Here is a 19472-nt window from a genome sequence, read left to right on the forward strand (position 1 = left end):
TCAGTGATTGTGGGAGTTGGACTTTCGCCAGTTCAACGGCGAGGCGTCGAATCGTCGACGGAAGGCGCGGCTGAACGCGGCATCGGATTCGTAGCCGACAGTTATCGCAATGGTCCCGACCGGCTCGGTGGTTTGCACGAGTAGTTCGGCGGCACGGTCGAGTCGGCGCTCGGTGATGTAAGCGCCGGGCGTCTGGCCGACCAGTCGCGAGAAGCGCTCCGCAAAAGACGATCTCGACAGGGTGGACAGCGTCGCCAGTTCGTCGATGGTCCAGTTGCGTGACGGGTCGTTGTGGACGGCCTCGAGGGCCTGCCCGATTCGTGGATCCATTGCTGCGGTCAACCATCCGCCGTTCGATCCGTCCGCTCGAGCCCACGCTCTGAGGATCTGGACGAAGAGAAGGTCGAGAATCCGGGAAACCATCACGGAGGAACCAGGTTTCGGATCGTCCACCTCGGCGCCCAACAGTCGGCTGCTCACCTCGAGCCACTCGACCGGGGTCCCTTGTGTCGCGCGCAGTTCGACGAAGTCCGGCAGAACGGACAGCAGTCGCTGCGCTGCGACGTCGTCGAGTGTGAAAGTACCGAAAAGCCAACGTGTTTCGCTTTTCGCGTGCATCGGCATCGCATTCTCGATCGTATGAGCATGCCCATGGGGTAACAGTACGAGTTCCCCGGGGCCGAGTTCGATCGGGGCTTTGCCCTGCGTTCTGATCACGATGTCACCGTGCTCGGCAATGTGAAGTGCTCGCACCCCAGTGGGTACCTCCACGGTGAAGTTCTCGCCGTGGACGCAGCGATGAATCTGATCTCCGCGAAGGTGGACGACTTCGAGAACGTGCGAGAGGGTGTCCCGGGTTCGAGTCTCGTCGGTGGTGGGTACGTACCGCTGTGATGATGTTGTCCTCATGGATCGATCACTCCGATGGTCTCGAGCATTCGGCGTTTCTGCACAAAAACTTGGCAATCTGGTCATGGTTATTGATCCAGGATCCCCTTAACCTGGGTAACAGGCAAGGCATGGGTTTCGAAGGCTTGCCGATCGTCGGAGTATTCGTCGCACTGCGTATCTGGAGGAGTTGGTCATGGCAGAGAAGGTAAACATCGTTCTGGTGCATGGAGCCTGGGGAGACGGTTCTCATTGGCGTCACGTCATACCCACCCTGCACAACGCCGGGCATCGAGTGGTTGCGGTCCAGAATCCACTTACTTCGCTCGCCGACGACGTGGACCGGACCAGGAAGTTGGCCGAATCGATGGACGGCCCGACCTTGCTGGTCGGACACTCGTACGGCGGCGCGGTGATCACAGGCGCGGGTCATGCGGAAAATGTTGTGGGACTGGTATATATCGCTGCCTTTGCGCCGGACGAGGGTGACAGCCTGGGAAGTATCTTCGCCCGCACGGATCAGCCGGCGGGCGCGGCGAACATCGCGCCGGACGCCGAGGGCTTCTTGTGGATCGCCCCGGACAAGTTTCAGGAGAGTTTCAGTCAGGATCTCGACGACACCGAAGCATTGGTCATGGCGCTGACGCAGAAACCCATTGCGGGTCAGTGCTTCTCGGACCCGTCAGGGCCGCCGGCATGGCGTGGGAAGCCCAGTTGGTATCAGGTTTCAGGGCAGGACCGAATGATTCCGCCGGAAACCGAGCGATGGATGGCAGAGCGTATCGGTGCCCGCGAGATCGAGGAACTCGACGCAGGCCATGCATCCTTGGCGTCCCACCCGCACGAGGTCACCCAGTTGATTCTGCGTGCTGCTGCAGAATTGTCGTGACGGCGTAAATCGTCCGGCTGTTCGAGTGGGCTGCCCATCACGATTACTTTGTCGTCAGTCCTCGGAACTGCCCAGTCGGTGAAGCAGCGCTGTCAGCGTGGTGATGTCGTCCGTATCCCATTTCGCGAGTCGGGCGCGCCAGCGATCTATCTGGTGATTGCGGATGGTCGTGAGCTTCGTTCGCGCCTCAGGGGTCAGAGCTACCAACTTGGCGCGAGCGTCGTCGGGATCGGGGATTCGTTCCACCAGGCCGAGTCGAGCTGCGGCGTCGATTTGCCTGGTCAAGGTGGACTTCTCGATATCAAGGGTGCAGATCAGGTCGGACATCCGCACCGCATCCGAACGGTTCAGGATGACCAGAACCGGGTAGAGCGCCGGATCGAGTTTGGGATGAATTGCGCGCGCATAGGTGCGCGCCTGGGCGCGTCCTCGTTGCCACATGTCGGCAAGTTCCATCTCCAGGCCCGTGATCGGATCTGAAACCACTGTCGTTTCCCCTATGGAGCGATACGTTCGGTGTCCATCAAACCAGCAGGGGGGCCGAAGTGAATTGGGTGAAGTCACGCTGAGCGAAAGGAACGTTCGGCGTACTGAAGGCGCCGGGCGTACCTTTCGCTCGCAAGGTGGGTGGGTCAAGCCACCGCATACGCCCGCACACACGTGTTCAGGTCGCGGGTGAGATCGGCCGCGGTACTGGTCGGAGAACCGAATTTCACGACGGACCCGTCGCTCCCGTGGAACAACAGCGTCGGAAACGAAGTGGCGCCGAGCCTGCGTGCTCGGACGAAATCAGCGCGGGCGGCATCCTTCGAAGCGGCGGTGAACAGGGAAGACACCGCGGCAGATGGGTCGAGTTGGAGGGATTCCGCGATGGATCGGTACGTCTCGGGATCGGAAAGGCTGCGACCGTCTCGGTAGAACGCGATCTGCATGGCCTCCGCGATGTCGAGGGCGCGTGTCGGATCTTGCGCGCGCAGTGCGGCGAGTCCGATCGCTGCATCCGTCGAATCCATGACGAACCGTCCGTCAGACACCAGTTGTGAATATCCGTCACCGAAGACAGCGCCGGTCTGGGCGGCGATGGTGGCGTTGGCTGATTTCAGGTACGGAGCCGAAGACATGGGCGCGACGCGCTCACCGGTGAACAGTCCGCCGCTGACCACGGACAAGTCGATGGAATCGGCATTTTGACGGACGAACTCCGTCAACGCAGGGCCGAAGCCGAAACACCACCCGCAATAGGCGTCGAAGACGTAGGTGAGTTGCGTCTTGCCTGCTGTTTCCGAGCGTGATGTCTGCACTGGAAGATTCCTATCCGAGCGTGAACTGATTGATACCCTGACGATATGTCGCATTCGGGTATTCGGTCACGGTGAAGATGAGTCCCGAACTAGTGAAAAACAGACAAGTACCCGTCCGGGACGTCGGGTACGCATCTTCGGTGGCTGACGCGACCGAGATCGAAGTACTCAGCCTGGACACCATTCGCATCAACGGGGGAAGCGCAGAGTTCGTCGGCCCCCAACGTCCGCAATTTCACTTGCTCGCGTTGGTGACCGAGGGCTCGGCGCTACACACCATCGACTTCGTGAACTACGCGGTGAGCCCGGGGACCGTGTTCTGGGTCAGACCGGGGCAGGTGCAACAGTGGGGGCGAATCCAGGACTTCGAGGCGACGGTTGTTCTGTTCACGCCCTCGTCGCTCGATGCCGTCAGCCAGCAGTTGTTGGACGGGAACGCTCGCAGTCGGCAGGCAGCGTGGCAGTTGTCCGGCGAGAACCTCGAGACCATCAGCACGGGTATGAAACACCTGAACCTGAACTACGGCTGCCCGGATACTTCCGCGCCGGTCGTTCGCGCGGCCATTCTGCGGCACACGCTGACAGCAATTCTGTTGAAACTGACCCATCTCGGTGGACAGGAACAGAGTTCCGTGCTGGCGCACAATGACGTGTTCGAAAGGTTTCATGCCGTTGTCGAACGTGACTTCGCCACGGTCCGTTCGGTTTCGGAGTACGCCAACAAGATCGGGTACTCCGAGAAGACTGTATTGCGGGCCACCCGAGCCGCTGCCGGGATGACGGCAAAGCAGTACATCGATCAGCGTGTGGTTCTCGAAGCGAAACGTCTGCTGTCTTTCGGCACGGACACGGTCACCCAGGTGGCGTCGAAGTTGGGGTTCGACGATTCTGCGAACTTCACGAAGTTCTTCGCCACCCGGGTGGGTGTTTCTCCGCTGACCTTTCGTCAGGACGTCAGAGCGCGCTGAATGCCGCCCATCGCGCGTCGGCGCTGTCGAGGGTTCCGATACTGTTCTGCCCCTTGCCATGCGCGATGCCGTCCAGATCCTGGATGATCCAGTAGATGGCAAAAGGATGGCTGCCGAACCAGAGATCACCGCTGACGTCCAGAGCGTGCGCCGGATCGGGTGTCAGGTTGTCGAACAGTGGAGTGTTTCGCACGATGGATGCGTCGTACTGCTGCCCGGAAAGTACGGCGACGGTCTGCGCCGCATGCTCGGGTAGGAGTTCCGGCGAGACGGGGGAAATCGTGCCGGTGTCTTGATTGTTGGTCGCGTTGACTTCCGATGCCGGCCTGGTGAATCCGGCCTCGGTGACCAGTGTGGAGATGGGAGTGGTCGGTGGCACGGTGAACAGGTTTCCGCTGTAGCCGAGAAGGATCGCAAGGCTCTGGCCGGCAGCCGCGGACTTGACGCCTTCGAGGCCGGATTCCAGCTTTCCGATCATGGCGGTAGCTTCGCTGCCTCGATCGAGTTGTGCCCCAGCTTGTTCGAGCACATCACGCCACGGCGCCGAGTACGGGAGGACCAAGGTTGGCGCCACGGAATTGATCTGCGCGAACAGGCTCGGTAGTGGACCGGCATTGCTCATCAAGATCTCGTCGGGTTCGACGGACGCGATCTCCTCGACGGCGGGGTTGGCGAAGAAAGTCGGCTTGTCGAGAACTTCGACGCCCTGCTCGCGCAGAATCGACTTGGCGACGTCCGATCGCAGGGTGCTGTAGACGACGGTGGGCTTCACGCCGAGTGCGAGTGCACTCAACCCCGCGTACTCGTCGAGCGCGAGAATGCGCTGCGGTGAGGCCGGAACTTCGACGGTGCCGAGTTCGTGGGTGACGGAGCGAGTTGCAGAGGCGGTGTCGGACTCGGCGGAGCTGCTGCACGCGCTTGCGCCGGCGACGGTCAGGAGAAGCGCCGAGACAATGCCGAATGCGGTTCGGGTGGTGAACATCTGAGGTCAACGATCCATTCGTGGGAAGAAGAAGGACAGGAGGGTACCGGCCAGCAGTAGGCCGGAGCAGACGAAGAGGGCCTGGGAGTATCCGGAAACCAGTGCTTCGGTCGGCGCGCTGTCCGAACGTGCCGTCGAGGAAGCGGCGACGCTCACGAGAACGGCTAGTCCGAGTGAACCGCCGATCTGACGCGATGTACTCAGTAGCCCGGATGCCATGCCGACTTCTTCGGGGGGAGCGTCGGCGGTGGCGACGTTACTGAGCGGCATGAACGACAGACCGATGCCGATGCTCGCCAGAAGCGAAGGCACCAGGATGACGGCCCAGAAGGGACTGTCGAGGTTCATGGTCGAAAACATGAAAGTTCCGATTGCGGCGACTGCTGTCCCGACTACGAGCAGCGGTCGAACTCCGTAGCGCGGAAGGAGTTTGGTGGACGCGAGGATGCCGATCACCAGGCCGAAGCAGAAGGGCAGGAAAGCCAGACCGGTGGTGGTCGGTGAATAGCCCAGCCCGCGTTGCAGGAAGAGTGAGACGAAGAAGAACGCGCTGAACTGTGCCGCGCACACCAGGCACATGATGGCGTTGGCCAGTCCGATTCGGGGTCGAAGCAGGGTGGACAGTCGTACCAGTGGTGTGGCGCAGCGGCTTTCGACCACAACGAAAGCAGTGAGCAGCGCGATCGTGAGCGCGAATCCACCCAGCACGTAACCCGAAGTCCAGGAATGTGATTCCGTGGCGATCACTGTGCCGACAAGGGCGGTGATTCCGGCCGTCGCCAAGATGGCTCCGGGGAGATCGAGGGAGCCGCCTCTGGCGGCTTGGCCGGCCGGCAGGCCACGGGCACCGGCAACTGCGGCGATCAGGGCCACTGGTGCGCCGGCGAACATCACCCATCGCCAACTGAGCCCTTCGGTCAAGATGCCGCTCAGGACGACGCCGAGTGCGCCGCCCAGTGCTGACGACATTGCGCCGATGCCGAATGCCTTGGCCCTGGCGCGTCCGGTGGGAAAGGCCTGACTGAGTGCGGCGAGCCCGGCCGGCGCGATCAGTGCAGCGCCGACGCCTTGAAGCGCCCGAGCTCCGACAAGCATTTCGGCGGACACGGAGAAGGTGCCGACGATGCTGACGAGGGCGAACAGCAGAAGCCCGGAAACCAGAACTCGCCGAGTGCCCATCACGTCGCACAGACGACCGCCGAGAAGCAGCAGTCCGCCGAAGGCGAGGGCGTACGCGTTGACGACCCAGGACAACCCGGCGTCGGAAAAGTTCAGCGATTCCTGGATGTCGGGCAGTGCGACGTTGATGACCGACATGTCGAAGGCCACCAGGAATTGCGCTGCCGCGGCGGCTGTGAGGACCAGAGCCGGTGCGGCTACCGCTCGAGTTGTTGTTGTCATTGCAGGTACCTAATTTGTATACGCGTTCTCATAAGTAGTTAGGTTTACCTTGCTGGCGACTGAGATGCAAGGGGTTCCCCGGGCGAGGGCGTCGTAGCAAGGGCGCGCACAATCGACGGATGGCCGAAAAGATGGAACCGAGATCACCGCGGCTCGGACGTCCCCCGACGATCACGTCGGAGCAGATAGTCGACGAGGCGAAACGGCAGCTTCAGACCGGCGGTGCCGACGCGTTGAGCATGCGCGCGTTGGCGAAGTCGCTCGGCACCACGCCGATGGCGCTGTACCGGCACGTGGGCGACAAGGAACAGCTGATCAGCGCGGTGCTCGATGTGTACTCACAAGATCTCGGCGCGCTGGTCCTGCCGCAGGATCAGGTCGAACGGCTTCGCACGATCTTCACTGCGATCTTCGAAAAGCTGGCGTCGGAGCGCTGGATCATCGAGTTGCTTCAGCGCGGTGGCCGTGGTGGGAGCGGCGCTGTGGTCTTGGTCGATCGGGCGATGGCTGCGTGTGTCGAACTCGGTATGTCACCTAGTCGCGCACTGTTGGTCTATCGAGCGCTGTGGAACTACACACTCGGCGCATTGCTCAACATCTACGACACCACTACGCGACCGGAAGGCAGCGTGTCACCTCTCGCGGTCAAGATCCGAGAAATCGGGCCCGAGAAACTGCCGGTGCTCAGCGAGGTGCTCGAGGACTGGCCGGGAGGGACGACGACTGAGAGCTACTTGGAAGGACTGGAAGTCTTGATCAGCGGATATATGAACTCCGACTGATGTGTTCACAGCAGCCCGTGCCGCGGTGGGATTGTCCCGGACAGTGTCCACCGGCCGATGTGCTGGACCTTCCACCTCGTCGGATCGTGCAGGGTGTGCGTGCGCGCGTCACGCCAGAATCGGGAGAGGTTCGCCGATTCGCCCGCGCTTCTGGTGCCACCGATCTCGAACAAAGTGCTCGTGGCCGCCAATGACGCCCTGGCGCCGACCACTTTGGCAGTTGCAGCGTCGATGGATGCTCGAGCCGTGGAGTCCTCGGTGGGATCACGACGCGCCACGTCGATCGATCGCGCTGCTTCCGCCAAGAGGGATCTGGCAGCGCGAACCTCGATTGCCGCTTCGCCGGCGAGTTGAACGAGCAGTGGATCCTCCACCGCTGTATCGACTTTCGCCTCGAAGAAGGGACGCGCCTTTGCCGCGAGTTTCACGGATTCACGCAGTGCAGCCGACGCGATGCCGGTGTCGATCGCGGCGTGCAGGATCTGGGCCTGTGCTCCGTAGGTGGTCGGGTGAGTGAAGAGCGACGTGAAGGGTACGACATTGAACTGCGGCACCGAAACGGATTCCAGGGTCACGGTTCCGCTTGCAGTTGTCTTCTGTCCCATGCCGTCCCAGTCGTCGACGATCGACAGTCCGGGAGTATTCCGGGGTAGGTAGACCGCGGATTTCACCTGTGCGCCGGTCTCGGTGAATTGATCCGCATTGGCGGCACGCACCACGATCCAATCTGCGAAAAGCGCTCCTGTGCAATAGAATTTTTGACCTTCGAGCACAAAGTCTTCCCCGTCGGGGGTGAGAGTGGTGCCGTCGATGTCGATGGTCTTGTTGCCGCGCTCGCTCTGGGCGTTGGCGAACTGCTTGCCCGACAACGCTTCGGCGTAGAAGAACTGCTTCTGCTCGTTAGACCCCTGGTACCGGAGCGCTTCCAGGAAAGTGAAGTGGCTGTGCGGAATCTGCGCGATGCTGGGATCGCCCTCGGCGAGTAGGCGGAAGACCTCGGCCAACGTCTCGGTGCTTGCGTCGATGCCACCGAACTCCTTCGGCACCGAGAGTCCGAGCAAGCCGGACCGCGCCAGGGTGCGAACCTCGTCGTGGGGAAGGAGGCGCTGCGCATCGCGGACTCCGGCACCTGCCGCGAACTCGTCGGACAGCTGTGACGCCACCGAGAGCGCCTCGTCCTCGCTGGTGATGCGGTGCGCGATCTCCTGAATGTCCACAGCAGTCATGCTGCCACCGTTTCACAGTCGCAGCACCCACCCAACACTTACAACCTGTGTGATCGCTACCCTGGAAACCGCTGGGAACTGCATGTTTGCTGGGTTTCATGTCTACTGAACGTATCGCCGACGAGATCAAGTTCGCCTACTGGGTGCCCAATGTCAGTGGTGGTCTGGTCACCTCCGACATCGAGCAGCGGACCAGCTGGGACTACGAGTACAACAAGAAGCTGGCACAGACCGCCGAGAACAACGGCTTCGAGTACGCCCTGAGCCAGGTACGTTACGAGGCGAGCTATGGGGCCGAATTCCAGCACGAATCCACGAGCTTCAGCCTTGCGCTTCTCCTGGCCACTGAGAAGCTCAAGGTGATCGCCGCGGTGCATCCGGGACTCTGGCAGCCGGCAGTGTTGGCGAAACTGGGCGCTACCGCTGACCACCTGTCGAACGGTCGATTTGCCGTCAACGTCGTCAGTGGTTGGTTCAAGGACGAGTTCACACATCTAGGCGAGCCGTGGCTCGAGCACGACGAGCGCTATCGGCGGAGCGCCGAGTTCCTTCAGGTTCTTCGTAAGATCTGGACGGAGGACGACGTCGATTTCCGCGGCGACTTCTACCGCATCCACGACTTCACGTTGAAGCCGAAGCCTCTCAACACTCCGGAGCGCCCCAATCCCGAACTGTTCCAAGGTGGTAACTCGGCGGCAGCCCGTGAGAACGCGGGCCGGTATTCGGATTGGTACTTCAGTAACGGCAAGGACTACGACGGCGTCACCGAACAGTTGGTCGACGTTCGCCGTGTTGCTCGTGAGAACGATCGGGAGGTCAAGTTCGGGCTCAACGGATTCATCATCGCCCGCGACACCGAGGCGGAAGCAAAGGACACACTGCGCGAGATCATCGCCAAGGCCAACCGCCCTGCGGTCGAGGGATTCAAGAATGCAGTCCAACAGGCCGGCGCATCGACCGCGTCCAAGGACGGGATGTGGGCGGATTCGACGTTCGAGGACTTGGTTCAGTACAACGACGGTTTCCGCTCACAACTGATCGGCACGCCGGAACAAATCGCGCATCGGATCGTCGAATATCGCCGTCGCGGTGTCGATCTGATTCTCGGCGGATTCCTGCATTTCCAGGAGGAGATCGAATACTTCGGGGCCAAGGTGCTTCCGCTGGTTCGTGAACTCGAAGCAGCCGACAGCGACGAGCAGGTGCTCGTCACCGCCGGCTGATCGCCTGATCTCTCAGGACTTCGCGTGGCGTTTCGCCAGCATCCAACGTGAGATCTTCATGTCCCTGGCTTTTCGCTCGATGGTCAGCAGGTCCAGCGGAGCGTTGAACTTCTGAACGGCCAGTGATTTCACACTGCTGAACTCACGCAGCCCATCGGCTCCGTGGATACGGCCGAATCCGGAATCGCCGACCCCGCCGAACGGCAGGGCGGCGATTCCGGCGAATCCGAGAACCGAATTGACCGTGACGACACCGCATTCGAGCTTTTCGGCAATCGCTCGGCCCTTCGACGAACTCTTGGTGAACACCGAGGCGCCCAAGCCGTACTTCGATGCATTGGCGCGCTCGATCCCCTCGTTCATGTCGGCGACCTTGTTCACCACGACGCTCGGGCCGAACGTCTCCTCGGTGATCGCCGTGGAATCCTCCGGAACATCCGTCAGGATGATCGGATCGATGAACGGACCGTTGAACGAATCAAGTCCGCCGAGTACAGCTTTCGCGCCGCGACTGAGAGCGTCTTCGATCTGGCCCCGGACTATCCCAGTCTGCTTTCCCAGCGTCATCGGCCCGTAGGTCGAGCTGTCGGTGGCGCCGGCGTGGGCGTCTCGTAGCGCGGCGGTGAGCTTGGACAGGAAGGCGTCGTACACGGGCGCTGCGACGTAGATTCGTTCGACGCCGGCACAGGTTTGTCCGCCGTTGCCCACTGCCCCGAATGCCGCGAAGCTCACGGCCGCATCGAGGTTGGCGTCGGAGTCCACCAGCATGGCGTCCTTGCCGCCGCATTCGGCGACCAGGGGGGTGAGGGTGTCCGCGCAGGCGGCCATTACGCGCTTTGCGGTAGCGGTCGAACCGGTGAATGCGATCTTGTCGACACCGGACGAACACAGAAGTGCACCGGTTTTTCCGTCACCGGTAATGGTCTGCAGGACAGGGTGTCCGGGTGCCGCGATGTTCCACAGCCGGGCCAATTCGACGCCGACGCCTGGTGAGAGTTCGCTCGGTTTGAAGACTACGGCGTTGCCGGCGGCCAGTGCGTAGCCGATCGACCCCATCGGTGTGTACAGCGGATAGTTCCAGGGGCCGATCACGCCGACGACGCCCATCGGCCGGTAGCCAACGGATGCAGACTGGTTGGCGCTGATCAGTCCTGCACCGACGCGTCTGCGGCGCAACACTTTCTGTGCGTTGCGTGCCGCCCAGTCGAGATGTTCGACGGCCAGCATGACTTCGAGTAGTGCGTCGTCGCTGGGTTTTCCGGTCTCGGCGGAAATGATCGCCGCCATCGATTCGGCGTGAGTGGCGATCGCGGCGCGGAAATTGCCGAGCACCTTCCGGCGGCCTTGGAATCCGAGTTGATCCCACCACTTCGACGCCGTGCGTGCTGCGGCGACCGCTTTCTCGATCTCCTGCTGGTCTGCAATGGGGTGCTGCGCGACCACGGAATCGTTGCGAGGGTCGAGGCTCGCGAAAGTGTGATCGTCCGATCTCGGATCTGTCGACGTGGACGTGCTCTGGCGGCCGAGCTGTTCTGTCATGTTCTTCAGATCCTCCACATGTCGGTGCATCACATATATGTGATGTGATTTACTGTGCTGGTAGTCACAGTATGCGTCGGACCGAGCTCCGACAAGCCTCCAGCCTCATCTCACTCGGGAGTTTTCGATGTACATGGATTTCACGCAGGAGCAGTCTGATTTCGCCAAGTCGGTAGCGTCGTTCTGCAAGAAGGAAAGTGGTACCCGTGAGCAGCGAGACCTGCTGACCGATCATGGCGCCCATAACCACAACCAGGCGTTCTACGAGAAGATGGCGGAATTGGGATGGCTCGGGCTGACTGTCCCGGAGGAATACGGCGGATCCGCCGGAAGCACGGTCGACCTGTGCATCTTTCTGGAGGAAGCCGCCAAGGGCATGGCGCCGATCGGTGGACTCGGCCCGACCGTCATCACCGGGGCTGCATACGAGAAGTTCGGCAGTCCGGCCCAGAAGGAGGCAGTGCTCGGCGGGATCGTCCGTGGCGCGTCTCAGTCGATCTCGATGTCCGAACCCGAAGCGGGCTCCGACGTGGGAAATCTGAGTTGCCGCGCCGAGAAGGTCGACGGTGGGTGGCTGATCAACGGCCAGAAGACGTGGTGTTCCAACGCGCACTTCGCCGAGAACATCCTTCTGGTGGCTCGCACGTCCCGAGGTGAAGGCAAGCACGAGGGCTTGACCATGTTCCATGTCCCGGCCGACATCTCCGGATTGAAGATCAGTGGAATCGACACCATGGGCGGCAAGGAGGTCAACGATCTCTACTTCACCGACACATTCCTGCCCGAGGACGCGGTGGTTGGGGAAGTCGGCAACGGCTGGCGTCAACTCATGGCCGGACTCAACATCGAACGCCTCATCCTCGCGGCGATGATGCTCGGGACCGCGCAGCGCGCTTTCGACGACACCCTCGAATTCGTCACCACGCGTAAGCAGTTCGGCCGTCCGGTCGGATCGTTTCAGGCGCTTCGCCACCGGATCGCGGATCTCGCCACGGAGATCGAATGCGGCCGTCTGCTGGTCTACAGCGTGGCCCGAATGGTCGACGCCAACCCGACCAAGATGTTCCCGCGGGAAGCGTCGATGGCCAAGCTCAAGCTGACCGAGACCGCCAAGAAGGTCGCGCTCGAGGGGATGCAGATGATGGGTGGGTACGGTTACGCGACTGAGTTCGACATGGAGCACCATGTGCGAAAGACTCTTGTGTCCTCCATTTATGGTGGTACCAACGAGATTCAGCGAGACATCATCGGCAAAACGTACGGACTGTGAGGATCGGTTGTGGCAACGTCTGCACGCACTCGGAGAGCGACATCTGAGCTGAGGAGACGGCCACAGTTGTCGGAGGACGTGGCCAACCACGTTCGCAACCTGATCATGTCCGGCTCGGTCCGTCCGGGCGAGTTCGTCAGGCTGGACGAAACCGCGGCCGACCTCGGGGTCAGCGTCACGCCGGTGCGAGAAGCCCTCGTCGCATTACGCGGCGAGGGGATGGTCGAGTTGGTTCCGCATCGCGGCTATCTCGTCTCGCCCCTCAGTCGCCAGGACATCGAAGACATCTTCTGGTTGCAGGGGCAGATCGCGGTCAAGCTGGCGTTGCGGGCGATGGACAGCATCACCGCTGATCAACTCGCGGAACTCACGGAACTCAATGCCGATTTGCGAGCGGCGGTCGACGCTTCGGATGCAGCTGCGATCGAGCAGTGCGAATTCGAGTTCCATCGCCTGATCAATCGCGCTGCGGGTGGTGCGAAGTTGGCATGGTTCCTGTTCGGCGCGATTCGGTACACCCCTGCTCGTCTCTACGCGACGGATCCAGGCTGGGGTGAGCTTGCGGTATCGAGCCACGATGCTTTGATCGCGGCGTTCGAGAAGCACGATCGAGAACAGGTGGACGCGCAGATGAGTCTGCAGTTCTCCGACGGCGCTGCTCGACTTCTCGCTCACCTCGACAACATCGGGATCTGGGACTGAATGCAGGAGCTCAAGACGGTGGCAGGGCGGGTGCGAGCAGGATCGCCGCACATTCGGCGACCAGTTCTTCTTCCGTCACGTCGATGTACCCGTCGAGCCATGCACTGAGGGTCTGCGCCAGGCCGCCGACCAGGAACGTGGCCGTCAGGGTCAGATGACCGCTGTCGTTCAATCGGTAGAAGGTCTTCGCGTTGGCGGCCAGGAGACCGATGAATATCGTCGTCGACGCTTGGCGTTTCTCGGCCAGGACAGGGCTCGTCAGGGCGCTGGAGAACAGTAGACGTCCGCGACGGGGATCCTGCGCGATCGTGCGGACGATGTTCGCGATTCCGGCGAGCGCCTTGCCTCGTTCGGTCTCGGCGGCATCCACCGCGGCCTGGGTCGAAACGGCGATGTCCGTGATGACGGTGTCGTAGACGGCCGACATCAGAGCATCACGATCGGTGAAGCTCTCGTAGAAGTACCGCGCCGCGACACCGGCCTTCTTGCACACTCCGCGGACCGTCAGTTCGGGCTCGGCGGAGCCCATGAGTTCCAGACCGGCCTCGATCAGCGTCTCTCGTCGTTGGGCTACGCGGAGCGCGCCGTCGACGCCACCGTACGAACGCGGTTGGTCATTCATGAAGACCATCTTTGCATCCCGAGATTGCTTGACATCTCGGCATTTCGGCGTTTCACTCATCTGAGAACATGCGTTCGCAGATATCGACTCGAAGGGGTTCTGCCATGACGGTGAGTAGGGATTCGATGGACGGGCGCGAGGAAGCGGTGGCAGGCGGCATCGGAGCGGTCGGCGTCCAGGCGGTCGACATCGACGCCGAGGTTGAAAAGGCGATGTCCGGGCTCGGACTGTTGGCCGCCGGCGCCAACGTCATCATGCAGTTGGCGCGCCCGGCGGTGGGGTACGGCGTGTACGAGAGCAAGGTCGAGACGGGTCGGTTGGATCGGCATCCGGTGAAGCGAACCCGGACGACGCTGACGTATCTCGCCGTCGCAAGCCTGGCGACGGACGAAGAAAAGAAGCTGTACCGGCGCGCAGTCAATGGCTCGCACAAGCAAGTTCGCTCCGATGAGAACAGTGCGGTCGAGTACAACGCGTTCGATCCGGAACTGCAGTTGTGGGTGGCCGCCTGCCTGTACCGAGGCTTCGAGGACGTCTACAAAATCTTGTACGGGGATCTCGATCCGGTAACCCGGGATGCGTTCTATCAGCGCAGCGCCACGTTCGGTACAACCCTTCAGATGCGACGCGACATGTGGCCGGCGGACCGGGATGCGTTCGAGGTCTACTGGAACGAGAACCTCGACAAGGTGGCGATCGACGAGACGATTCGTGAGCATCTCTACGGGATCGCGTCGGCGACCTTCACGCCGAAGTTGTTGCATCCCGTGGTCGGTCCGCTCAACCGATTTGTCACCACCGGGTTCCTGCCCCAAGCCTTTCGTGACGAAATGCGGCTCCCGTGGTCAGTGCGTCAGCAGCGTAACTTCGACCGATCCATGCGCGTCGCCGCGCTGGTCAATCGGCTCAGTCCGAAGATTCTGCGGATGTTTCCCTACAACTTCTATCTCTGGGATCTGCGTCGGCGCATCGCCAAGGGAATCCCGTTGGTCTGAGCCGACTCTGGCACTTGAAGTGATTGACACCACAGGTGAATCGGACACATACTCAACGTAGTTGAAGTTGACGTCAAGTTTCATCATTCCTGTGGAGGCTGTCAGTGGCGAACATCGAAGGCGTATGTGACCAGCGATTCTCCGGCTTGAAGGAGGCGCTGGCACGCAATCTCGATTCCGGCGAGGACGTCGGGGCAGCGATCGCATTGACGATCGACGGCGAATCCGTCGTCGACATGTGGGGCGGTTGGGTCGACCTCGAGCACACTGCTCCTTGGTCTCGCGACACCGTCACCAATGTCTGGTCCTGCAGCAAGACCGTGACCGCACTGGCCGCGCTCATGCTCGTCGACCGCGGGTTGCTTGATCTCGACGCCCCGGTCGCGCAGTACTGGCCGGAATTCGCAGCAGCGGGCAAGGACCGAATTCAGGTCCGGCAACTGTTGTCGCACACCTCGGGTGTGTCGGGGTGGGACCAACCGTTCACCCTCGAGAACATCTGCGACGACGAATATGCCACCGCCCGGTTGGCGACACAGGCTCCGTGGTGGGAACCGGGTACGGCATCCGGATACCACGCCCTCAACTACGGCCACCTGATCGGCGAGGTCGTCAGGCGCATCGACGGACGAACCCTCGGCCGCTTCATCGACGAGGAAATCGCCGGCCCACTCGATGCTGATTTCCGCCTGGGCTTGCCGAAGTCGGAATACGGGCGAGTCTCGAATGTGATTGCGCCACCGCCGTTGCCGATCGACATCGCGGCACTCGGGATGGACAACATCATGGTGAAGACATTCACCGCGCCGCCCGCTGACGCTACAGGTTCGTGGACCGACGGGTGGCGCGCCGCCGAGATCGGTGCGGCCAACGGTCATTCGAATGCGAGGGCACTCGCAAGGATCCAATCGGTGATCGCGTGCGGTGGCAAGGTCGGTGACGTTCGCTTGCTGTCGGAGGAAACGATCGACAAGATCTTCGAGGAGCAGTCGTACGGGGTCGACCTCGTCCTCGGCGTGCCGGTCCGCTTCGGCGTCGGATTCGGATTGCCGACGCCCGAGTCCGTCCCGTTCATTCCGGAGGGGCGAATCTGCTTCTGGGGAGGTTGGGGTGGCTCGCAGATCATCATCGACACCGAGAAGCGCATGACGTTCTCGTACGTGATGAACAAGATGGGGCCGGGTCTGCTCGGTTCCGAGAGATCGGCGCAGTACGTATCGGCGGCCTACGACGCTTTGAGTTGATCGACCGATTCAAATCCGGCAGAACGGTTTGTTTGTCTGTCGCCGCTGACTATGCTGCCGGATATGCCAGTGCGCTTCGGGGGGAAATCAGCGAGTCCGTTACGTCGAAGTATGCCCAAAAGTTGCGGAGCAGCATCGGCTGACCGGCGATGAACGGTTTGGTCGACGTTGTCATGCGCTGGTGGCAGTTGCCGGACCAGTTCCACAGTTTCAGCAGGTACCTCGAGGACCGCGGGTTCTTGACTTCCTGTCGGGCGCTGGTCGGCGGAACGGCATTCTGGATGGGGTTGGTGTTGCTGTCGGCGCGATTCAGTGACGTCGGTCCGCAAGGTACGTTCTGGCGAACGGTCAATCTGGCGGTCATCGCGCTGTGCCTCGGCGCGGCCCTGATCTGGTGGCTGTTTCCGCCGACGCCGCTGTGGTCGTACACCTTTGTCGTGGGTTCCGACGTCGCGATTGCGGCGGCGGCCGCAACCGACTCGGAACCGCTGGGACGGCTCATCGCGTGCGTCGTTTTCGCGTCGATCGGCGGCTACATCGCGTTCTTCCACAATCCGAAACTGCAAGTCGGTCACTTGGTCTTCGCCTCGACGGTCACAGTGCTTTCGGGGTGGACTTTGTTGTTCGGGCCAGTAGCGGACGTCGGCTTGGGACTGGCGAAAATCGCGGTCGTGATGGCCACCATCATTGTGATTCCCGTGGTGTCCCAAATGGTTCTGGCAGTTCTGGGATCCGACGCCACTACTTCCGACATAGACCCGTTGACTGGTCTGCTCAACCGTCGCGGACTTTCGCGTCGTGTGAAGGATCTGATGGGACCTCCGGTGACCGAGGCCGATGCGGTTCTCGTGGTGGTGATCGACCTCGATCGCTTCAAGACGATCAACGACGTTCACGGCCATGACGTAGGAGACAGCACGATCATGCGAACTGCACTGCGCATCCGTTTGTGGACAACCCAGTCCGCCTTGACTGCTCGTATGGGCGGTGACGAGTTCGTCGTGGTCGAACGGGTACCGGTCAGCGTGATCTCCAGGCTGGAAGGACAGATCCGCTCCGCCATGGACGGAGCGACCGATGATCCTCCGACGAGCGCGAGCATCGGAATGGCGGTCCGCACCGCGCCCCGGAATCCGGGTGAGTCCGTCGACGCTGCTTTTGCCGAACTCTTCCGCGTCGCGGACTCGGTGATGTACGAAGCGAAACGCGAAGGTGGCAACCAGGTGCGGGCGAGCCTGGTCTGATGTGAGAGCTCAGTCGGCGAAGCTCAGTCCACGTTCGGCGAGTGCTTCGCGCAGAATCCTCAAGGCCTTCGGTCCCATCCCGTGCAAAGCGCCGAGTTGCTTCTCGGACACGGACGTCAGCTGCGCGAGATGGGTGTAACCCGCTGCGATCAGCGCGCGCTGTGCGGGAGCTCCCGTCTTCGGGAAGTCGGTTTCCACTGTGCCCGGATCCGGTTCTGTCACTGGCCAACTCCTCCGTGTGGGTTTCTCACAGTTTAGCGAGCGTCGTGAACGATTTCGGGGCTGCCGATTTTGTCGGGCGTTCGCGGAAGTGCGCGAGCTGCCACGGCAATGCCGATGATCGAGACAGCGGCGAAGGTGAAGAGAAGCAATTGCGCAGAACGAAGCGTCGACGGTTCGCCGATGTTGACCAGCACTCCGGCCAGGGCTGCGCCGAAAGCATTGGCGATCAACTGCACGGTGTTGATGGCAGCCGAGGCACGCGCACCTTCCCCGGGATCGGCGACCGAAGTCATCGCGCCGACTGCAAGATGAGGCCAGGCGATGCCGATTCCGACGCCGGCGAACAGCAGTCCGATCACCCACGCGACCATCGCACCGGCGCCGGCGTGCTCGGTGAGAAATGTTGCCATGATGCCCAACCCGATCGCGACGAGGATCGGACCGCTGACAACGATTCGACGCACGATACGAGGGGTCGTGGCCGAGGCGCTCGGGATTTCGCCGAGAGTCCAGCCCAGAGCGAGTGCGGCGCCGAGGAATCCGGCGGCGAGCGGTGCCAGTCCGGCAAGTCGTTGGCCGAAGAGTGGAATGAACGTCTCGACGGTCGACGCGACGGCGAGGACGACGATGGTCAGGTACACCCATTTGAGAGATGACGCGTTGAACGTCGACGGTGGCAGTACGCCGTGGCCCGAGCGGCGGTCTGCGGCGACAAAAGCGATCAGTAGCAGCACAGCGGCGAGAACCATTGCGGCGGTCACGGCGAGGTTGGACAGAATTCCGGCAACGCTGACCAGCAAAGCTGCCGCAGTCAGCAATGCCAGCGAGAGGACCGGCACCGGGCTACTGGTGGTGCTGCCCGGTTCATGTGCCGGTAGCGCGCTGGGGACGAGAGCGGCGACTGCGATCGTCGCGATGACCAGGACGCCGAAAGCCCATCGCCAGGCTCCGAACTGAGCAAAGACACCGCCGATTGCAGGGCCGGCGAAGGTGCCGACTCCCCACATCGCCGAAACCAGCGCGGCCCCGCGAGTCCACAGATGTCTGGGGAGCGCGGCATTGATGACGGCGTAACCGAGACCGGCCAGCAGGCCACCGCCCGAACCCTGGATCGTGCGGCCGACCAACAGCAATTCCATAGTCGGGCTGACCGCACAGACAACGGTGCCGAGCGCGAAGATCGCGAGGCCGATCAGGTAGGCCCCGCGCGGTCCCCTGGCAGCGAGGACGTTGGTGACCAACATCGAAGAGATGACGGAAGCAATAAGGAAGACCGTCGCGGTCCAGGCGTAGTACTGCTGACCGCCGATGTCGTCGATGGCAGTCGGAAGCAGGCTGGTCGTCAGGTAGACGTTGGTCGCGTACAGCGCAACGCCGCCTGCGAGGACGGTAGCGGTGCCGAGGTATCGACCGCTCAGGAGCTGCCGCCAGGTTCCGGCGGGAGCATCGGTGGGGGAGTGCATGTTGTCGAAGGTAGAATCTCGAGTGCGCTTCAGGTCAATGTCGCGCAGCCATTGGGAGGCAGAATGATCCGTAAGAGTGACGAACTTCTCTCGATCGGTGAGGTATCGGAGCGCACCGGCGTCGCCGTGTCGGCGGTGCGCTACTACGAAACACTCGGTCTGGTTCCTGCGGAGCGGACGGCAGGAAATATGAGGAAGTTCCCGCGGCACTCGATCCGGCGGGTGTCGCTGATCCAGTTGGCAGTCAGGTTCGGGATACCTCTGGCCGAAGTTGCCGAGGTATTCGGATCGTTGCCGCAGGGGCGAACTCCGACGAAGAAGGACTGGCGCAAGATTTCGACGGAGTGGAATCAGCGCCTCGAGGATCGCAAGCAGGCCATCAACCGGATGCAGGACGAACTGACGGGCTGTATCGGCTGCGGGTGTCTGTCACTGAAAACATGCAACCTGCTCAACCCTGGAGACGAACTGGGCCGGGAGGGACCCGGCGCCAGACGTCTCTGAAACTACT

General features: G+C 61.9%; 20 protein-coding genes. 10 read left to right on the forward strand and 10 right to left on the reverse strand.

The window, feature by feature from the left end; all coding sequences use genetic code 11:
• Positions 1-909, reverse strand: a complete 909-nt coding sequence (locus tag RWT78_RS03865; protein WP_314674072.1) for an AraC family transcriptional regulator — start codon at positions 907-909, stop codon at positions 1-3.
• Positions 910-1084: 175 nt separating this feature from the next.
• Between RWT78_RS03865 and RWT78_RS03870 the strand changes: the two genes are divergently transcribed.
• Positions 1085-1777 carry an alpha/beta hydrolase gene (locus tag RWT78_RS03870; protein ID WP_047269408.1) on the forward strand — a complete coding sequence of 231 codons (693 nt, stop codon included), beginning with the start codon at positions 1085-1087 and terminating at the stop codon, positions 1775-1777.
• Positions 1778-1831: 54 nt separating this feature from the next.
• On the opposite strand, the gene RWT78_RS03875 is transcribed toward RWT78_RS03870, so the two are convergent.
• Positions 1832-2263, reverse strand: coding sequence for a MarR family winged helix-turn-helix transcriptional regulator (locus tag RWT78_RS03875; protein WP_003942924.1), 432 nt, complete (start codon positions 2261-2263; stop codon positions 1832-1834).
• Between the two features lie 146 nt (positions 2264-2409).
• Complete coding sequence (locus RWT78_RS03880) at positions 2410-3078, reverse strand: DsbA family protein (RefSeq protein ID WP_314674078.1); 669 nt, start codon at positions 3076-3078, stop codon at positions 2410-2412.
• Positions 3079-3218: 140 nt separating this feature from the next.
• Here RWT78_RS03880 and RWT78_RS03885 point away from each other — a divergent pair, with 140 nt between their 5' ends.
• On the forward strand, positions 3219-4046 hold the full coding sequence (locus tag RWT78_RS03885; protein ID WP_030536057.1) for an AraC family transcriptional regulator: 828 nt from the start codon (positions 3219-3221) through the stop codon (positions 4044-4046).
• Here the strand turns inward: RWT78_RS03885 and RWT78_RS03890 are convergent.
• Entirely contained in the window at positions 4033-5028 is a 996-nt protein-coding gene (locus tag RWT78_RS03890; protein ID WP_003943156.1) for an ABC transporter substrate-binding protein, read from the reverse strand. The two genes, RWT78_RS03885 and RWT78_RS03890, sit on opposite strands and share 14 nt — an antisense overlap.
• A gap of 6 nt (positions 5029-5034) precedes the next feature.
• Positions 5035-6429, reverse strand: coding sequence for an MFS transporter (locus RWT78_RS03895; RefSeq protein ID WP_003942889.1), 1395 nt, complete (start codon positions 6427-6429; stop codon positions 5035-5037).
• 119 nt (positions 6430-6548) lie between these two features.
• Between RWT78_RS03895 and RWT78_RS03900 the strand changes: the two genes are divergently transcribed.
• Complete coding sequence (locus tag RWT78_RS03900) at positions 6549-7211, forward strand: TetR/AcrR family transcriptional regulator (protein WP_054825642.1); 663 nt, start codon at positions 6549-6551, stop codon at positions 7209-7211.
• A gap of 5 nt (positions 7212-7216) precedes the next feature.
• On the opposite strand, the gene RWT78_RS03905 is transcribed toward RWT78_RS03900, so the two are convergent.
• Positions 7217-8437, reverse strand: coding sequence for an SfnB family sulfur acquisition oxidoreductase (locus RWT78_RS03905; protein WP_054825643.1), 1221 nt, complete (start codon positions 8435-8437; stop codon positions 7217-7219).
• Positions 8438-8535: 98 nt separating this feature from the next.
• Between RWT78_RS03905 and sfnG the strand changes: the two genes are divergently transcribed.
• On the forward strand, positions 8536-9660 hold the full coding sequence (gene sfnG, locus RWT78_RS03910; RefSeq protein WP_007730790.1) for a dimethylsulfone monooxygenase SfnG: 1125 nt from the start codon (positions 8536-8538) through the stop codon (positions 9658-9660).
• 12 nt (positions 9661-9672) lie between these two features.
• On the opposite strand, the gene RWT78_RS03915 is transcribed toward sfnG, so the two are convergent.
• Entirely contained in the window at positions 9673-11199 is a 1527-nt protein-coding gene (locus tag RWT78_RS03915) for an aldehyde dehydrogenase family protein (protein WP_050656790.1), read from the reverse strand.
• 127 nt (positions 11200-11326) lie between these two features.
• Between RWT78_RS03915 and RWT78_RS03920 the strand changes: the two genes are divergently transcribed.
• Both RWT78_RS03920 and RWT78_RS03925 read left to right on the forward strand, forming a co-directional pair.
• Positions 11327-12469 (forward strand): acyl-CoA dehydrogenase family protein, encoded by a 1143-nt coding sequence (locus RWT78_RS03920; RefSeq protein WP_007730792.1) that lies wholly within the window; start codon positions 11327-11329, stop codon positions 12467-12469.
• A gap of 9 nt (positions 12470-12478) precedes the next feature.
• Positions 12479-13171 (forward strand): GntR family transcriptional regulator, encoded by a 693-nt coding sequence (locus RWT78_RS03925; RefSeq protein WP_003942905.1) that lies wholly within the window; start codon positions 12479-12481, stop codon positions 13169-13171.
• 10 nt (positions 13172-13181) lie between these two features.
• On the opposite strand, the gene RWT78_RS03930 is transcribed toward RWT78_RS03925, so the two are convergent.
• On the reverse strand, positions 13182-13802 hold the full coding sequence (locus tag RWT78_RS03930; RefSeq protein ID WP_314674091.1) for a TetR/AcrR family transcriptional regulator: 621 nt from the start codon (positions 13800-13802) through the stop codon (positions 13182-13184).
• A 116-nt stretch (positions 13803-13918) separates the two neighbouring features.
• On the opposite strand from RWT78_RS03930, the gene RWT78_RS03935 reads away from it, so the two are divergent.
• From RWT78_RS03935 to RWT78_RS03945, 3 genes are all read left to right on the forward strand, one after another.
• Positions 13919-14788: an oxygenase MpaB family protein gene (locus tag RWT78_RS03935; RefSeq protein ID WP_314674168.1), complete on the forward strand. Its 870-nt coding sequence runs from the start codon at positions 13919-13921 to the stop codon at positions 14786-14788.
• A gap of 104 nt (positions 14789-14892) precedes the next feature.
• Positions 14893-16032, forward strand: a complete 1140-nt coding sequence (locus tag RWT78_RS03940; protein ID WP_003942999.1) for an EstA family serine hydrolase — start codon at positions 14893-14895, stop codon at positions 16030-16032.
• A gap of 149 nt (positions 16033-16181) precedes the next feature.
• The gene (locus tag RWT78_RS03945; protein ID WP_037130565.1) at positions 16182-17276 is read left to right on the forward strand and encodes a GGDEF domain-containing protein; all 1095 of its coding nucleotides are present in this window, start codon (positions 16182-16184) and stop codon (positions 17274-17276) included.
• Positions 17277-17285: 9 nt separating this feature from the next.
• Here RWT78_RS03945 and RWT78_RS03950 read toward each other — a convergent pair whose 3' ends face one another.
• Complete coding sequence (locus RWT78_RS03950; RefSeq protein ID WP_054831340.1) at positions 17286-17498, reverse strand: DNA-binding protein; 213 nt, start codon at positions 17496-17498, stop codon at positions 17286-17288.
• A gap of 32 nt (positions 17499-17530) precedes the next feature.
• Entirely contained in the window at positions 17531-18961 is a 1431-nt protein-coding gene (locus RWT78_RS03955; RefSeq protein ID WP_314674096.1) for an MFS transporter, read from the reverse strand.
• 63 nt (positions 18962-19024) lie between these two features.
• Here RWT78_RS03955 and soxR point away from each other — a divergent pair, with 63 nt between their 5' ends.
• Positions 19025-19465 (forward strand): redox-sensitive transcriptional activator SoxR, encoded by a 441-nt coding sequence (soxR, locus tag RWT78_RS03960; RefSeq protein WP_003943238.1) that lies wholly within the window; start codon positions 19025-19027, stop codon positions 19463-19465.
• Positions 19466-19472: the final 7 nt, after the last annotated feature.

It is taken from the genome of uncultured Rhodococcus sp. (genome assembly GCF_963525155.1).
Lineage (GTDB): Bacteria > Actinomycetota > Actinomycetes > Mycobacteriales > Mycobacteriaceae > Rhodococcus_F > Rhodococcus_F qingshengii.

Bases quoted from the DNA above. Each gene is read 5' to 3' on its own strand.
- RWT78_RS03890 (WP_003943156.1), bottom strand. From the start codon at position 5,028: ATGTTCACCACCCGAACCGCATTCGGCATTGTCTCGGCGCTTCTCCTG.
- RWT78_RS03865 (WP_314674072.1), bottom strand. From the start codon at position 909: ATGAGGACAACATCATCACAGCGGTACGTACCCACCACCGACGAGACT.
- RWT78_RS03945 (WP_037130565.1), top strand. From the start codon at position 16,182: ATGAACGGTTTGGTCGACGTTGTCATGCGCTGGTGGCAGTTGCCGGAC.
- RWT78_RS03900 (WP_054825642.1), top strand. From the start codon at position 6,549: ATGGCCGAAAAGATGGAACCGAGATCACCGCGGCTCGGACGTCCCCCG.
- RWT78_RS03895 (WP_003942889.1), bottom strand. From the start codon at position 6,429: ATGACAACAACAACTCGAGCGGTAGCCGCACCGGCTCTGGTCCTCACA.
- RWT78_RS03905 (WP_054825643.1), bottom strand. From the start codon at position 8,437: ATGACTGCTGTGGACATTCAGGAGATCGCGCACCGCATCACCAGCGAG.
- RWT78_RS03955 (WP_314674096.1), bottom strand. From the start codon at position 18,961: ATGCACTCCCCCACCGATGCTCCCGCCGGAACCTGGCGGCAGCTCCTG.
- sfnG (WP_007730790.1), top strand. From the start codon at position 8,536: ATGTCTACTGAACGTATCGCCGACGAGATCAAGTTCGCCTACTGGGTG.
- RWT78_RS03915 (WP_050656790.1), bottom strand. From the start codon at position 11,199: ATGACAGAACAGCTCGGCCGCCAGAGCACGTCCACGTCGACAGATCCG.
- RWT78_RS03920 (WP_007730792.1), top strand. From the start codon at position 11,327: ATGTACATGGATTTCACGCAGGAGCAGTCTGATTTCGCCAAGTCGGTA.
- soxR (WP_003943238.1), top strand. From the start codon at position 19,025: ATGATCCGTAAGAGTGACGAACTTCTCTCGATCGGTGAGGTATCGGAG.
- RWT78_RS03870 (WP_047269408.1), top strand. From the start codon at position 1,085: ATGGCAGAGAAGGTAAACATCGTTCTGGTGCATGGAGCCTGGGGAGAC.
- RWT78_RS03935 (WP_314674168.1), top strand. From the start codon at position 13,919: ATGGACGGGCGCGAGGAAGCGGTGGCAGGCGGCATCGGAGCGGTCGGC.
- RWT78_RS03930 (WP_314674091.1), bottom strand. From the start codon at position 13,802: ATGGTCTTCATGAATGACCAACCGCGTTCGTACGGTGGCGTCGACGGC.